General features: G+C 72.0%; 15 protein-coding genes. 11 read left to right on the plus strand and 4 right to left on the minus strand.

Annotated features, from left to right (window positions below):
- Position 1 precedes the first annotated feature (1 nt).
- The 6 genes from EDF63_RS02285 to EDF63_RS02310 are packed head-to-tail and all read left to right on the plus strand — an operon-like array spanning position 2 to position 6284.
- Entirely contained in the window at positions 2 to 2914 is a 2913-nt protein-coding gene (locus EDF63_RS02285) for a Na+/H+ antiporter subunit A (protein WP_123310842.1), read from the plus strand.
- Positions 2911 to 3321, plus strand: a complete 411-nt coding sequence (locus tag EDF63_RS02290; protein ID WP_123310844.1) for a Na(+)/H(+) antiporter subunit C — start codon at positions 2911 to 2913, stop codon at positions 3319 to 3321. Before EDF63_RS02285 ends, EDF63_RS02290 begins: the two co-directional genes overlap by 4 nt.
- On the plus strand, positions 3318 to 5009 hold the full coding sequence (locus tag EDF63_RS02295; RefSeq protein WP_123310846.1) for a Na+/H+ antiporter subunit D: 1692 nt from the start codon (positions 3318 to 3320) through the stop codon (positions 5007 to 5009). The genes EDF63_RS02290 and EDF63_RS02295 overlap by 4 nt, the downstream gene beginning before the upstream one ends.
- A complete protein-coding gene (locus EDF63_RS02300) occupies positions 5006 to 5590 on the plus strand; it encodes a Na+/H+ antiporter subunit E (RefSeq protein WP_123310848.1) in 585 nt (194 codons plus the stop codon). The genes EDF63_RS02295 and EDF63_RS02300 overlap by 4 nt, the downstream gene beginning before the upstream one ends.
- On the plus strand, positions 5587 to 5931 hold the full coding sequence (locus EDF63_RS02305; protein ID WP_185021251.1) for a sodium:proton antiporter: 345 nt from the start codon (positions 5587 to 5589) through the stop codon (positions 5929 to 5931). The genes EDF63_RS02300 and EDF63_RS02305 overlap by 4 nt, the downstream gene beginning before the upstream one ends.
- A complete protein-coding gene (locus EDF63_RS02310; RefSeq protein WP_123310850.1) occupies positions 5928 to 6284 on the plus strand; it encodes a monovalent cation/H(+) antiporter subunit G in 357 nt (118 codons plus the stop codon). Before EDF63_RS02305 ends, EDF63_RS02310 begins: the two co-directional genes overlap by 4 nt.
- A 3-nt stretch (positions 6285 to 6287) precedes the next feature.
- On the opposite strand, the gene EDF63_RS02315 is transcribed toward EDF63_RS02310, so the two are convergent.
- Positions 6288 to 7553 (minus strand): MFS transporter, encoded by a 1266-nt coding sequence (locus EDF63_RS02315; protein WP_123310852.1) that lies wholly within the window; start codon positions 7551 to 7553, stop codon positions 6288 to 6290.
- Positions 7554 to 7759: 206 nt separating this feature from the next.
- Between EDF63_RS02315 and EDF63_RS02320 the strand changes: the two genes are divergently transcribed.
- Positions 7760 to 8806 carry an aldo/keto reductase gene (locus tag EDF63_RS02320; RefSeq protein WP_123310853.1) on the plus strand — a complete coding sequence of 349 codons (1047 nt, stop codon included), beginning with the start codon at positions 7760 to 7762 and terminating at the stop codon, positions 8804 to 8806.
- Between the two features lie 9 nt (positions 8807 to 8815).
- On the opposite strand, the gene mgrA is transcribed toward EDF63_RS02320, so the two are convergent.
- On the minus strand, positions 8816 to 9859 hold the full coding sequence (mgrA, locus tag EDF63_RS02325) for an L-glyceraldehyde 3-phosphate reductase (protein ID WP_123312171.1): 1044 nt from the start codon (positions 9857 to 9859) through the stop codon (positions 8816 to 8818).
- 88 nt (positions 9860 to 9947) lie between these two features.
- Here mgrA and EDF63_RS02330 point away from each other — a divergent pair, with 88 nt between their 5' ends.
- The 3 genes from EDF63_RS02330 to soxR all read left to right on the plus strand — a co-directional run bounded on the left by EDF63_RS02330 (position 9948) and on the right by soxR (position 12077).
- On the plus strand, positions 9948 to 10403 hold the full coding sequence (locus EDF63_RS02330; protein ID WP_185021252.1) for an iron chaperone: 456 nt from the start codon (positions 9948 to 9950) through the stop codon (positions 10401 to 10403).
- 50 nt (positions 10404 to 10453) lie between these two features.
- Entirely contained in the window at positions 10454 to 11500 is a 1047-nt protein-coding gene (locus EDF63_RS02335; protein WP_123310857.1) for a YdcF family protein, read from the plus strand.
- 94 nt (positions 11501 to 11594) lie between these two features.
- Positions 11595 to 12077 carry a redox-sensitive transcriptional activator SoxR gene (gene soxR, locus EDF63_RS02340; protein ID WP_111085894.1) on the plus strand — a complete coding sequence of 161 codons (483 nt, stop codon included), beginning with the start codon at positions 11595 to 11597 and terminating at the stop codon, positions 12075 to 12077.
- On the opposite strand, the gene EDF63_RS02345 is transcribed toward soxR, so the two are convergent.
- Entirely contained in the window at positions 12074 to 12511 is a 438-nt protein-coding gene (locus EDF63_RS02345; protein WP_260232947.1) for a MarR family winged helix-turn-helix transcriptional regulator, read from the minus strand. The two genes, soxR and EDF63_RS02345, sit on opposite strands and share 4 nt — an antisense overlap.
- A 46-nt stretch (positions 12512 to 12557) precedes the next feature.
- Between EDF63_RS02345 and EDF63_RS02350 the strand changes: the two genes are divergently transcribed.
- The gene (locus EDF63_RS02350; RefSeq protein WP_123310861.1) at positions 12558 to 13799 is read left to right on the plus strand and encodes a multidrug effflux MFS transporter; all 1242 of its coding nucleotides are present in this window, start codon (positions 12558 to 12560) and stop codon (positions 13797 to 13799) included.
- Between the two features lie 93 nt (positions 13800 to 13892).
- Here the strand turns inward: EDF63_RS02350 and EDF63_RS02355 are convergent, their stop codons facing one another.
- Positions 13893 to 14594 (minus strand): phosphatase PAP2 family protein, encoded by a 702-nt coding sequence (locus tag EDF63_RS02355; RefSeq protein ID WP_185021253.1) that lies wholly within the window; start codon positions 14592 to 14594, stop codon positions 13893 to 13895.
- Positions 14595 to 14654 lie beyond the last annotated feature (60 nt).

Here is a 14654-nt window from a genome sequence, read left to right on the forward strand (position 1 = left end):
GATGGTCCTCGTCCTCGTCGCGTTCGCGATCGTCGCCCTGATCGTCCCCGCCCTGACGCCCATCCTCGGCCGCCGCGTGTTCTACGTCGCGGCCCTCGCACCCGCAGCCGCCGCCGTGCTGACGGTGCTGCAGACGGACGCGGCCCTGCACGGCAGCGTCGTCGAACGGCACCGGTGGGTCCCGCAGCTCGACCTCGAGATCACACTGCGGATGGACGCCCTGTCGTGGGTGCTCGCACTCGTGGTGTCGATCGTCGGGGCGCTCGTGCTCGTGTACTGCGCCGCGTACTTCGGGCGGGACGAACCGGGGATCGGCCGGTTCGCGGGCGTGCTGACCGCGTTCGCCGGATCGATGTTCGGCCTCGTCCTCGCCGACGACGTCATCGTGCTCTTCGTCCTGTGGGAAGCCACCACGGTCTTCTCGTACCTGCTCATCGGACACGACGCCGACAAACGCGCGAGCCGTGCCGCCGCGATGCAGGCACTCGTCGTCACCACCGCCGGCGGTCTGGCGATGCTCGCCGGCCTGGTGGTGCTGTCGGTCGCAGCGGGCACGACCTCGCTCTCCGGCATCATCGCCGCCCCGCCGACCGGTCCGATCGTCACCGTCTCCGTGGTCCTGGTCCTGCTCGGTGCGCTCACGAAGTCGGCCATCGTGCCGTTCCACTTCTGGCTCCCGGCCGCGATGGCCGCGCCGACCCCGGTCAGCGCGTACCTGCACGCCGCGGCGATGGTGAAGGCGGGCATCTACCTGGTGGCCCGGCTCGCCCCGGCCTTCGCACTGCTCGACGGCTGGCGCGAGACCATCACCGTGCTCGGTGTCCTCGGCATGCTCATCGGCGGCTACCGCGCGCTCCGCCAGACCGACCTCAAGCTCCTGCTCGCCTACGGCACCGTCGCGCAGCTGGGGTTCCTCGTGCTCGCAGCCGGGTGGGGCGCGCCCGCGGTGGCGCTCGGCGGGGTCGCCCTGCTCGTGGCGCACGCCGCGTTCAAGTCCACCCTCTTCCTGGTCGTCGGCGCGATCGACCACACCACCGGCACGCGCGACCTCGGACGCCTGAGCGGCCTCGGCCGGAAGGCACCGTGGCTCGCCGTCGTGGCCGCGCTCGCACTCGTGTCGATGGCCGGCATCCCACCGACGATCGGCTTCGTCGCGAAGGAAGCCGTGCTGACCGGCTTCACCGAGTCCCTGCACGGCCCCGACGCCGGCTGGGCGTGGTTCGCCCTGGTCGGTGTGACGCTCGGCTCGGTGCTGACGGTGGCGTACTCGCTCCGCTTCTTCTGGGGCGCGTTCGCCCGCAAGCCCGACGTCGCCCAGACCGAACCGCACGCCCTGCACGGCCTGGGCGTGGTGCCGTCGATCCTGGCCCTGACCGGACTCGCCCTCGGCCTGCTGACGCCGGTCGTCGCGCACGGCCTCGAGCCCGCGGCGACGGTGGCATCGCTCTCCGGCGAGGAAGTCCCCCACCTCGCGCTCTGGCACGGCCTCGAACCCGCACTCGGCATCTCGGCCGTCACCCTGGTCGGCGGTCTCGCGCTGTTCGCCCTACGACGACCGGTCGAAGCACTGCAGCACCGGCTCGCCGGGTTCCCGAGCGCCTCCGGCACGTACCGGCACCTCATGCGGGGTCTCGACCGCTTCGCGACGGGCTTGACCGCGGGAGTCCAGCGCGGTTCGCTCCCCTACTACCTGACGGTGATCCTGTCGGTGTTCGTCGCGGGAGCGCTGGCGAACCTCGTGCTCGGCGGGCCGTGGGAGTTCCACGTCCGGTTCTCCGACTCGTGGGGCCAGATCCCGGTCGTCATCGTGATGTCCGTCGGCGCCATCGCCGTCCTCACCGCGAAGACCCGCTTCGCCGCCGCCGTCCTGGTGGGCGTGACCGGCTACGGCATGTCCGTCCTGTTCGTCCTGCACGGTGCCGTCGACCTCGCGCTCACCCAGCTCGTGGTCGAGACCGTCACCCTCATCGCGTTCGTCCTGGTGCTGCGGCGGCTCCCCCCGCGCATCGCGACGACGAACCCGAGCCGGTTCCGCATCGTCCGTGCGCTCTTCGCGGGCCTCGCCGGCCTCACCCTGGCGATCGTCGTCATCGTCGCCGCGTCCGCACGCACCGCCGACCCGATCTGGCCGGACCTGCCGGCGCTCACGAGCTCGTTCGGGCACGGCCTCAACGTCGTCAACGTCGCCCTCGTCGACCTGCGCGGGTGGGACACCCTCGGGGAGCTCACCGTCGTCGTCGCCGCGGCGACGGGCGTCGCGAGCCTCATCTTCGTGAACTCCCGCGAGGACACGCTGCCGCGCCTCCGTGACCTGCCGGAGACCCTGACGGCCGACGGCCAGCGCACCGACGGCGAACCGCGCGCCTGGCTGCCGACGAGCGCCGCGATCCCGACCGGCCGCTCGGCGCTCCTCGACGTGGTCGTCCGGCTGCTGTTCCACGGGCTCATCGTCCTGTCGGTGTACCTGCTGTTCGCCGGGCACAACGCGGCCGGCGGCGGCTTCGCCGGTGGCCTCGTCGCCGGCATCGCCCTGGCGGCCCGCTACCTGGCCGGCGGCCCCGCCGAGCTCGGAGCCGCAGCACCGGTCCGCGCCGGTCGACTGCTCGGGCTCGGCGTCGCGACGGCGGCGATCACCGCGATCGTGCCGCTGTTCTTCGGTCGCGAGGCGCTGTACTCCGAGTTCTTCGAGGCGACCGTCCCGATCCTCGGCCACGTCGAGTTCGTCACCGCGACGTTCTTCGACATCGGCGTGTACCTGGTCGTCGTCGGCCTGGTGCTCGACGTCCTCCGCAGCCTCGGCGCCGAGGTCGACCGGCAACGCCTCGAGGACGCCGGGGCGCCCACCCGCGACACCACCGAGGGGTCCGTCGGCGACACCCTCGAGGCACCCACCCCGGAAGGGAGCGCCACATGACCGTCACCCTCGTCCTCGTGATCGCGATGGCCGTGCTGTTCTCCTGCGGCGTCTACCTGCTGCTCGAACGCTCCCTGACCCGGATGCTGCTCGGCTTCCTGCTGCTCGGCAACGCCCTGAACCTGCTCCTGCTGGTGATGTCCGGCGCGGCCGGCAACCCGCCGATCGGCAAGTCCGCCGAGGGCATCACCGACCCGCTCCCCCAGGCCTTCGCCCTGACCGCGATCGTGATCACCTTCGCCGTCAGCGCGTTCCTGCTCGCCCTCATCCACCGCTCGTGGCAGCTGTCCCGCGCCGACGAGGTCGAGGTCGACGAAGCGGACGCCGCCATCGGACGCGATCGCGACGAACCCGCCGACGAAGACCCGGAGACCACCACCGACGCAGAACAGGAGGCGACCCGATGACCTGGCTCGTCCCGCTCCTCGTCCTCGTCCCGCTGCTCGGCGCAGCGGTCGCACTCGGCCTGCTGCGTCACCAGAAGCTCCAGCGGGCGATCACCGTCGTGGTGCTCGTCGTCGCCCTGGCCGTCGCCGCGACCCTCATGGTGCTCGTCGACCACCACGGCACCATCGTCGTGCAGGTCGGCGGGTGGGACGCCCCGTACGGCATCTCGCTCGTGGTCGACCGCCTGAGCGCCCTGCTCCTCACGGTGAGCGCGAGCGTGCTGCTCATCGTCCTGCTGTTCTCGATCGGTCAGGGGCTCGCGGCCGACGACGGCGAGGCACCGGTCACGATCTTCTACCCGACCTACCTGGTCCTCGCCGCCGGTGTGCTGGACTCGTTCATCGCCGGTGACCTGTTCAACCTGTACGTCGCGTTCGAGATGCTCCTCGTGGCGAGCTACGTGCTCATCACCCTCGGCGGCAGTGAACAGCGCGTCCGGGCCGGCACCACGTACATCGTGACCAGCCTGATCGCGTCGGCGATCTTCCTCGCCGCGATCGGCCTGGTCTACGGCGCGACCGGCACCGTCAACATCGCCCAGATCAGCGAGCGCGTCGCCGAGCTGCCCGAGCACGTGCAGCTGCTCCTGCACACGATGCTGCTCATCGGGTTCGGCATCAAGGCGGCGGTCTTCCCGCTGGCGTTCTGGCTGCCGGACTCGTACCCGACCGCTCCCGCCCCGGTCACGGCCGTCTTCGCCGGCCTGCTGACGAAGGTCGGCATCTACGCGATCATCCGCCTCGAGACGGTGATCTTCCCCGGGCCGCAGTTGAACACCGTGCTGCTCGTGGTGGCGGTGCTGACGATGGTGGTCGGGGTGCTCGGCGCGGTGTCCCAGACCGACGTGAAACGGCTGCTGTCCTTCACGCTCATCAGCCACATCGGCTTCATGGTGATGGGCGTCGGACTCGGCACGGTCACGGGGACGGCGGCCGCGGTGTTCTACACGGTCCACCACATCGTCGTGCAGACCACGTTGTTCCTGGTGTCGGGCCTGATGGAACGCGTCGGCGGGACCACGTCGACCCGCTCGCTCGGCGGCCTGCTGAAGGCTGCTCCGCTGCTGGCGGCGCTGTACCTGGTCCCCGCGTTCAACCTGGGCGGCATCCCACCGTTCTCGGGCTTCATCGGCAAGCTCGGGCTGTTCCGCGCCGCCGCCGAGGACGGCTCCCCGATGGCGTACGTCACGATCGCCGCCGGTGTGGTCACGTCGCTCCTGACGCTCTACGCGCTGATGCGCGTGTGGGACGCCGCCTTCTGGCGGCCGAAGCCCGCGGCCGAGGCCGCGGCGCCGCACGCGACGACCGCCGAGCCGCACGCCCACCTGCGGTCGCCGGAACCCGCCCCCCTGACGGTCTCCGAGGAGACGGGTGAGGCCTTCCACCCGGGAGGCTCGGTGACGGTCACCGACGCACCCCACGCGAGCAGTGCCTCCCGTCCGACCACCGGGTCGACCGCCACGGTCGGCGAGGCGCCGACGAAGGTCCGGCTGCCGCGCATGCTCGTCGGCGTGACGACGGTCGCGGTGCTCGGATCCGTCGCCCTGACCGTCGTCGCCGGCCCGCTCTACGGCTACGCGACCCGCGCAGCGGAGTCGCTCGAGTCGCCGGACCGGTACGTGCAGGCAGTCCTCGGGGGTGACCGGTGAACACCGACACCCGACACGTCGCGAACGCCCGCCGCATCGCGGTGGCGTGGCGGTACGACGTCCCGCTCGTCGCCGGCCTGACCGTCCTGTGGGCACTGCTCTGGGGCTCGTGGACTCCGCTGACGCTGCTGTGCGGCATCGTGGTCGCACTCCTGGTCACCCAGGCGCTGCCGCTCCCGCCCGTCCCCTTGTCGGCGCGGTTCTCGATCGTGCACGCGGTCCGGTTCCTGGTGGTGTGGTCCGGCCTCGTCGTCGTGGCGTCCTTCCGGGTCGCCTGGGTCGCGTTCCGGCCGCGGGGCGTCCGCCGGAGCTCGATCACGCTCGTGCAGCTGCACTCCACCGCCGAGATGACCTTCACGCTGGCGACGCTCGCGATCTCGCTGGTGCCCGGATCGTACGTCGCCGACGTCGACCTCCGGCGCCGGCGCCTGCTGCTGCACGTGCTCGACACCGAGCGGGTCGAACAGGTCGAGGCGGCCCGACGCGAGGCCGTCGGCATCGAGGCGATGGTCATCCGCGCCCTGGGGTCGAAGCAGGACGTCGCCGAACTGTCCGAACCGCTGCCGGAGGTCACCCGATGAGCGCCGCCGTCGTCGTCATGGGGATCGGCATCGCCCTCGTCCTGGTGTTGCTCGGCGCCACCCTGGCACTCGCGGTGTTCCGGATCGTGCGCGGCCCGACGATCCTCGACCGGATGATCGGATCGGACATGGTCCTGACGACCGTGCTCGTCGTGATCGCCGCGTCGATGGTGGTCCGGCGCGACCTGACCGGGATCCCCGTGCTCGTGGTCATCGCCGCGACGAGCGTGTTCGCCACCATCGCGGTGGCCCGAGCGGTCACCCCGTCGTCGGACCCGTCGGACGAGGGGCTCACCGCCACCACCCCCGAGCACGCCGTCGAAGAAGAGGAGCAGTCGTGACCGAGATCATCCAGGCGTTCCTCGACGGTGCCGGCGTGCGGGCGTGGATCGCCCTCGCCCTGCTGCTGGTCGGCTCGGTGCTGTCCCTCGGTGCGGGGGTCGGCATCGTCCGGTTCCCGGACCCGCTCGTCCGCCTGCACGCCATGGCGAAGCCGCAGGTGCTCGGACTCGCGTTCGGGCTGGCCGCGATCGTGGTCGCGGTGGGGACCTGGACGGCGTTCTGGGTCGTCCTGCCCATCATGGTGTTCCAGCTGTTCCTGGTGCCCGTCTCGACGCACATGATCGCCCGTGCCGGGCTGCGGGCGGACGACTACCGGCACGAGGACCTGCTGGTCGACGACACCGAGTCCTGACGGTCAGGCGGCCGAACGGCGACGCAGCAGCAGGTTGACGACGGCCGCCAGCACGACGACCGCTGCCGAGGCCGCGGGGAGGACCATCGCGACGGACGTGCCGTGCTGCTCCGCCAGGTCGCCCGTGACGGCGGAGGCGATCGACTGCCCGACGATCACGGCGGACCCCAGGATCGTCATCGTGGTCGCGGAGCGGCCGACCGGTGAACGGTCCGAACCGAGGCTGTACTGGGCGACCAGGGTCGGGCCGATCCCGACGCCCATGATCGCCAGGACGATGCCGACCGCCACGACGGAGTCCGCCTGCGAGAACGCGATCGCACCGCCGAGCAGGACGACCCCGAACACGAGCCAGCGCCAGCCGAGGCCGAACGACCGTGGGAACGCGGCGGACCCGAGGGCGAGCCCGGCCGAACCGATGCCCATCAGGCCGTAGAGCAGGCCCGCCTGGGACGCCTCGCCGTGGGTCTCCATGAACGCCGTCAGCGACGTCAGCGTCGAGCCGAAGAACAGACCGATCCCGAGGATCCCGACGACCACGACGACGAGCCGCGGGCGCAGGAGCTGACGGGCCGGCGCCTGGGTGAGTTCCTCGTGCTGCCCGAGCACGAGCTTGCCGGTGGGGTGCAACGCGAACGCGGTCACGAACACGAAGGTCAGCGCCGATGCACCGGCGACGGCCACCCAGGGGGCGATCGCGCTGGCGAGGATGCCCACCAGGAACGGTCCGATGATGAAGACGGTCTCGTCGGCGGCCGACTCGTACGCCATCGTGCCGCTGAGGGTCTTCTCGCGGCGGGCCGGCTGCATGCGCTGCGCGATGATCGCGACGAGCCGGGTGCGGGACATCGGCGCGACCTGGGGCGCGGACGCCCCGATGCAGAACGCCATCGCGAGCACGGCCAGGTCGGGAGCGCTGCCGCTGACGACGAGGGGGAACGCACCGAGCAGCGCAGCGTTGACGAGGCCGACGGGGACGAGCACGGCACGCTGGCCGAACCGGTCGGCGGCGGCGCCGACGAGCGGCCCGAAGACCGCGGCACCGATGCCGACCGAGGCGGAGTTGACGCCGCCGAGGGCGACGGAGTCACGCGCGGCGACGACGAGGGTGAGGACCCCGACGACCATCATCGCGAAGGGCAGACGGGCGATGAACGCCACGGGGAAGTACCAGCGTCCGGCGAGGGAGACGAGCGAGGCATCTCCGGCGGTCGCGGTGTCCGTGCGGTCCGCGGCGGGCGCGGACGGGGTGGGACTGGTGTGGAGCATGGGGGTGTGCCTTCTCGGCCCGGCCCGGTTCGGTGAGGGCGGACCCATCGGGTGCCGCCGTTGTCCGCCGGGGAGCCGGCGGCCGGTAGATACACACTGCGTGTTTCAGAACTGCGCCCATCGTACCAATCGTTCCGGTCCGGGCCAGGGGTAATGCTTCGTCACCGGAGGGTCCCGCGTCACGCCCGGCCCATATCGTGGCGCGCATGGAACAGCGACGCATGGGGCGCACGGGGGCGCCCGTCAGCTCGCTGACGCTCGGGACGCGTGCCGTCGCCGGCGTCGCGGCCCACGACCCGTCGGCCGGCGTCACCCTCGTGCTCGAGGCCCTCACCCGCGGCGTGACGTCGGTCGACGTCTCGGACGCCGACGGCGCGGGCCTGGCCGAGACCGCGGTGGGTGCGGCGATCGCGGGTCGGCGCGAGGACGTGTTCCTGTCGGTGCGGTTCGGCGCCCCCGTCGACCAGGACCCGGCGCACCGGGGCAACGGGCGGCGGTGGATGTTCCGTGCCGTGGAGCGGAGCCTGCAGCGGCTCGGCACCGACGTCATCGACCTGTACCAGCCGGCGCTGCCGGACCCGGCGACGTCGCTCGACGAGACGCTCGACGCCCTCGCCGACCTCGTGGCGCAGGGCAAGATCCGCGCCTTCGGCATCCCCGGGTTCCCCGCCGAGGAACTCGTCGAGGCGCAGTGGCTCCGGTCCGGCTCGAAGAGCGCCACCGCGACGCACGTGCCCTACTCGGCCCTCACCCGCACGGCGGAGCGCACGGTGTTCCCGATCGCCCGTCGCTTCGGCCTCGGGGTGCTGGCAGGAGCACCCCTCGCCGGCGGCTGGCTCGCGGGGACCTACCGCGCCGGCACCGTCCAGCCTCGCTCACCGCACGTCGACGAGCACCCGGACGCGTACGACATCGGCGCACCGGGGAACCGTCGGAAGCTCGAGGTCGCCGACCGGCTCGGACGCCTGGCCGACGACTCCGGCTTCACCGTGTCGGAACTCGCGGTCGCCTTCGCCCTGACCCACCCGGACGTGTCCTCCGTGGTGATCGGACCGCGCACCGTCTCGCACGTGGACGCCTACGTGCAGGCGTCCGAGATCGTCCTCGACGACGGGCTGCTCGACGCGATCGACGCCATCGTCGCGCCGGGCACCCACGTGCTCGAGCGCGACACCGGGTTCGCGCTGCCGGCGCTCAGCCGCGAGCGACTGCGCGGCCGCACGCCGGTGGGCGCCGGGCCGGACCGCCGGTAGCCCCAGCGGTCAGGAGACCTCGCCGGCGCGTGCTCCCGCCCACAGGTCGACGTCGGTGATGCCGACCGAGTGCTCGTCGATGGTGCGGAGCTCCTCGTCGGTGAACGAGGTGTTCGCCAGCGCCGCGACGTTGTCCTCGAGCTGCGACACCTTCGACGCCCCGATCACGAGCGAGGTCACCCGGTCGTCACGCAGCGCCCACGCCAGGGCGAGCTGCGCCAGGGACTGCCCGCGGGCCGAGGCCACGTCGTCCAGCGCCCGGAGGTGCCGGACGACCTCGGGCGTGATGCTCGACGCGTCGAGCGACTTGCCGGCGGCGGCGCGCGAGTCCGACGGGACCCCCTCCAGGTACTTGCCGGTGAGCAGGCCCTGCGCCAGGGCGGTGAACCCGATCACGCCGAAGCCGAGCTCGCCCGCGGCGTCGAGCAGCCCCTCGGTCTCGATCCAGCGGTTGAGCATCGAGTACGACGGCTGGTGGATGAGGAGCGGGGTGCCGAGGTCGCGCAGGATCGCAGCGGCCTGCCGGGTCCGGTCGGCGTCGTAGGACGAGATGCCGACGTAGAGCGCCTTCCCCTGCTGGACGGCGGTGTGCAGCGCCCCCATCGTCTCCTCGAGCGGGGTCGAGGCGTCGAGTCGGTGCGAGTAGAAGACGTCGACGTAGTCCAGGCCCGTGCGCTGCAGGGACTGGTCGAGCGAGGCGAGCACGTACTTGCGCGAGCCACCGCCCTGCCCGTACGGCCCCGGCCACATGTCCCAGCCGGCCTTGGTCGACACGACCATCTCATCGCGGTAGGGCCGGAAGTCCTCGCGCATCAGGCGCCCGAAGTTCACCTCGGCGGCACCGTACGGCGGACCGTAGTTGTTCGCGAGGTCGTGGTGCGTGATGCCGAGGTCGAAGGCCCGACGGCTGATCGCGCGCTGCGTCTCGAACGGCACGTCGTCGCCGAAGTTGTGCCAGTACCCCAGGGAGAGCAGCGGCAGGTCGAGGCCGGAGCGGCCGGTGCGGCGGTACGTCATGGAGTCGTAGCGGTCGTCGCTGGCGATGTAGGTCATGGTCCGAGCCTGCCACCAGCGCCGTCGGACGCGCGCAGCGAGCGTGATCGGGTGCATGATCGTCCCACCGACACGGAAGGGCACGACGATGGCACGGACGACGAAGACCGAGGGCACCTTCACCGACGAGGAACGCGCGGCGATGCAGGAGCACGCCGCCGAGGTCAGACGCACGCGCGGCACGAAGGGCACCAAGGCGGAGAAGGCGGCAGCGGACGCCGCTGCGGTCGAGGCGAAGATCGCCGAGATGCCCGAGCCGGACCGCGGGCTCGCGGAACGCATCCACCGCATCGCGCTCGAGGTCGCGCCCGAGCTCGCGCCGAAGCTCTGGTACGGCATGCCCGCCTACGCGAAGGACGGCAAGGCGGTGTTCTTCTTCCAGGACGCCGCGAAGTTCAAGGCCCGCTACTCGACGCTCGGGTTCCAGGACTCGGCCGCGCTCGACGACGGGTCGTTCTGGCCGACGTCGTGGGCGATCACGCCGGAGTTCTCGGCGGCGGACGAAGCGACCGTCGCCGACCTGATCCACCGGGCGGTCTCCTGACCATCGACCGGTAGCGTGGAGCGCATGACCGCGCTCCGTTCGGCCGCCCGATGACCGCTGTGGGCGCGCCCGCCGTCTTCGCCCTGGTCTTCCTGCTGCTGTACGTCGTGAGCAGGCGGCGGGACCCGCGGATGCTCCGCAACGGGGTGTTCCTGACGGCCGCCGCGTTCTTCGCGCTCGCCACGGCCGTGGCTGCCCTGACGCTCGTGGTGCCCGGGTTCAGCCTGGTCGTCGGTACCGTGCTGCTGCTCGTGCCGCTCGCGGTGGTCGTGCTCGGCGTGGCCCTCATCGCGAACGGGTTCCGGATGCTCCGCTCCGAGGGGCGCAGTCTCGGCAACACGCTCTCCCTGCTCGCCGGGGTGCTCGTCTTCGTGCTGCCCGCGGTGGCGATCGCGCTGTTCGTGTCGGCGAGCGGCGCAGGGTTCACGCTCTGGGACGGCACCCGGATCGCGGTCGCCGTGCTGATGGTGTTCGTGTGCGGGTACTTCGCCGTGTCGCTCGTCGCGTTCGCCGTGTACTCCGTCGTGTACGGCCGGATGCGTCACGGGACCGTGCCGGACGCCATCGTCGTCCTCGGCTCCGGCCTGATCCGCGGCGAGGTCCCGCCACTGCTCCGCAGCCGCCTCGACCGCGCACTCGTCGTGTACCGCGCCGAGCGAGCCGCCGGGCGTCGACCACTGCTCATCCCCTCCGGAGGGCAGGGCGACGACGAACCCCGCGCCGAGGGCACGGCGATGGCGGAGTACCTGCTGGCGAACGGCGCGGAGCCCGACGACGTCCGGCCCGAGACCGAGTCCCGCAACACCCGCGAGAACCTGCGGTTCTCGCGCGCCGTGCAGGCCGAGGCCGGGCGGGACGGGCAGGTCGTCGTGGTCACGAACGACTACCACGTGCTCCGCGCCGCCACCCTGGCGCGGCGGCTCGACCTGCCGGCGCAGGTCGTCGGTGCGCGCACGGCGCCGTACTACGTGCCGAGCGCCTTCCTGCGCGAGTTCGTCGCGGTGGTCGTCGAGCACCGGTGGCTCAACGTGGTCGCGTGCACGCCGTTCGTCCTGTTCACCGCGTTCCTGCTCTGGGAGTCGTTCCAGCAGCGGTAGACCCGGCCGACGGACGGACGGGAGGCCCGTGGCGGGCCCGCCCCGCGCCTCCCGTCCGCCCGCCCGCCCGCCCGCCCGCCGTAGGATCTCGACCATGGTCGAGATCCAGCCGCCGCGTCCGACCGACCTGCTGCCCATCGGCGAGATCGTCCGCCGCACCGGGGTCGCCGCGTCGGCCCTGCACTTCTACGAGCGCAAGGGCCTGATCCGACCCGAGCGCACCGACGGTGGCACCCGGATGTACCCGCGCCACGTCGAACGCCGGATCGCGATCATCCAGGTGGCCAAGCGGCTCGGCATCCCGCTCAGCGAGGTCGCCGAGCAGTTCGGCACGCTGCCGGCCGACCGGATGCCGTCCCTGCGCGACTGGAACCGACTGAACGAACGGTGGCGTGCGCGACTGCGGGCCCGCCAACTCGAACTCGAGCGGCTGCAGCAGGAGATGACGCAGTGCATCGGGTGCGGCTGCGTCTCACTCGGTGCGTGCTCGGTCGTGAACCCGGGCGACACGCTCGGCGACGAGGGGCACGGCGCTCGTCGGCTGCTCCCGATCGAGGACGACGCGCCGCAGGACTAGACCCCGCGGAGTCCGTGGTCGATGCGGTCGAGCAGCGCGACCGCATCGGACACCCCGTCGTCGTCGCCGAGCGCGTCCCGGAGCTTGCCGGCCCAGTGCGCGCGGAGGCGTCCGATGCTCTCCCGCGCCAGGTCGGTCGAGTGCAGCTGCACGGTCCGCGCATCGTCCGGGTCGTGCCGGCGTTCGACCATCCCCTTCGACACGAGGGACCGCAGCGCGACGCTGAGGTTGCTGCGCTGGAGTGCGGTCGCCTCCGCCGTCGCGCTCGGCGAGGTGCCGGGGTTGCGGTCGACCCAGCGCATCACGAGCGCCTCGGTCCCGGTGAGCGGCACGATGTCGAGCGCACCGGCACCGTGCGGGTCGATCTCCCGCGAGATCCGGAGCACGACGTCGGCGAGGTCGGCGAGGACGTGGTCGGACACAGCGGAGTGCATGTCCGTACTGTACCGAGTATCGGCAATGAGTTATGCTTTCATAACAATGACCACGGACACCGGAACCATCCGCGCGCACGTCGCGACACCCACGACCAGGCAGCAGGGCATCACGACCCCGCTGCTGCTGGTGCTCGGCCTGCTCAGCGCCGTCGCCCCCTTCGCCACCGACCTGTACCTGCCGGCGTTCCCGCAGATGACCACCGAACTCGGTGCGAGCGCCACCACCGTGCAGCTCACACTGACCGCGTTCCTGGTCGGCGTGACGGCCGGCCAGCTCGTCTTCGGGCCACTGTCCGACCGGTTCGGCCGCGTGCCGCCGCTGATCGCCGGCGCGGCACTGTGCGTCCTGGCGAGCGTCGCCGCCGTCCTCGCCCCGAACATCGGCGTGCTCATCGCCGCGCGACTCCTGCAGGGACTCGGTGGCGCCGCCGGCATGGTGATCAGCCGTGCGGTCATCTCCGACCTGGCGACCGGCAAGCCCGCCGCCCGCGCGTTCTCGCTCATGATGATCGTCGGCGGGGTCGCCCCCGTCGTCGCACCACTGCTCGGCGGCCTGCTCACCGGCCCGATCGGCTGGCGCGGACTGCTGTCGATCGTGCTCGGCCTGTCGGTGGTCATGCTCGTCGCAGTGCTCGCCGTCATCCGTGAGACCCACCTCAAGGCCCACCGCGACGTGCTGCGCGAGGAACGCAAGGGCTCCGGTTCGCCGCTCCGCGCGCTGCGCTCCCGCACGTTCCTCGGCTACATCGCCGTGTTCGGCTTCGCGTTCGCCGTGATGATGGCCTACATCTCGGCCTCGCCGTTCCTGTACCAGGACATGATCGGGCTCGGCACCGTCGGCTACGGCCTGGCGTTCGGGCTGAACGCGCTGGCCCTGATGGGTGTGAGCATCGTGTCCGCCAAGCTCACCGAGACCCGTTCGGTCACCGGCGTGCTGTCGCTCGGCATCGCCCTGGTGTTCGCGTCGACGGTCGTGTTCGCACTGCTCGTCGTCTTCTCGGCGCCGGTGTTCTGGCTCGCCGTCCCGCTGTTCACCGCGGTCGGCTCGCTCGGCCTTGTGCTCGGCAACGCGACGGCGCTCGCGCTCGGTGCGGTCCCCGCTGCTGCCGGCAGCGCGTCGGCCGTGCTCGGTGCGCTGCAGTTCGGGCTCGCCGCGCTGGTGTCGCCGCTCGTCAGCATCGGTGGCTCGGCGACGGCTGTGCCACTGGCGGTCGTGATGCTCGCGTCCGCCGTGGTCGCCGTCGTGGCGCTGCTCGTCGCCCGGGGGCGCACCCGCCTCGCCTGACCCGGTCGGGCCCGACCCGGAACGACGTCATCGACGTCGCACGACGACGAGGACGTCGTTCCGGGTCGGCAGCCGACCCGAACGCCCCGTCGGCTACCGCCCCGGGCGCAGGAACGGGATCCGCGGCATCAGCCAGTCGACCCACACCACCCGCACGCCCGGGGCGACGGCGAGCGCCCACAGGATCGAGGCCGCCGCGTCGGTCGGGTAGTGCACCGCGTCGATCGACACCGAGAAGAACACCACCACGATCGCGACGACCCCGAGCGTCAGCGCGAGCCGGTGCCACCGCGTCTCGCGCAGCAGCCAGATCAGCGCGATCACGAACGCCGTGATGTAGACGGTGTGCCCGCTCGGGTAGCCGGGGTCGGGCTGCACCGGGAACGGGTGCGGCAGCACGGCGACGTCGGGCCGAGCGCGGTGCACGATCTCCTTGACGACCGCGGAGGGGACCCAGGTGACGGCGATCGTGCCGCCGAAGGCCAGGGCCGGGCGGAGGCTCCGGGTGCGCCACCAGATCACGGCCACGACGACGACGGTGATCCCGATCGCCGGAGCGGGACTGATGACGTGGTAGACCGCGGTGGTGAACGCCCCGACCGCGCCCGTGTGCAGGGCGTTCAGGGACTTCGAGAGCCCGAGGTCGACCGTGCCCAGGGCGAACCCGACGAGCGTGATGACGACCACCGCGATGACCGCGATCGCGACCGACACGAGCGGGTAGGGCGACGGCTCGAGGATGCCGTCCGCGTCGGGCCCCGGTCGGCGGGGGCGGAGCTGCGGCGCGTCGGTCATCCGACCATCGTCCCAGCCCCGGCCCGACCACGGGCCCGGCGAGCCTCTGAAAGCACTCAG

Source organism: Curtobacterium sp. JUb34 (assembly GCF_003755065.1).
Classification (GTDB): Bacteria; Actinomycetota; Actinomycetes; order Actinomycetales; family Microbacteriaceae; genus Curtobacterium.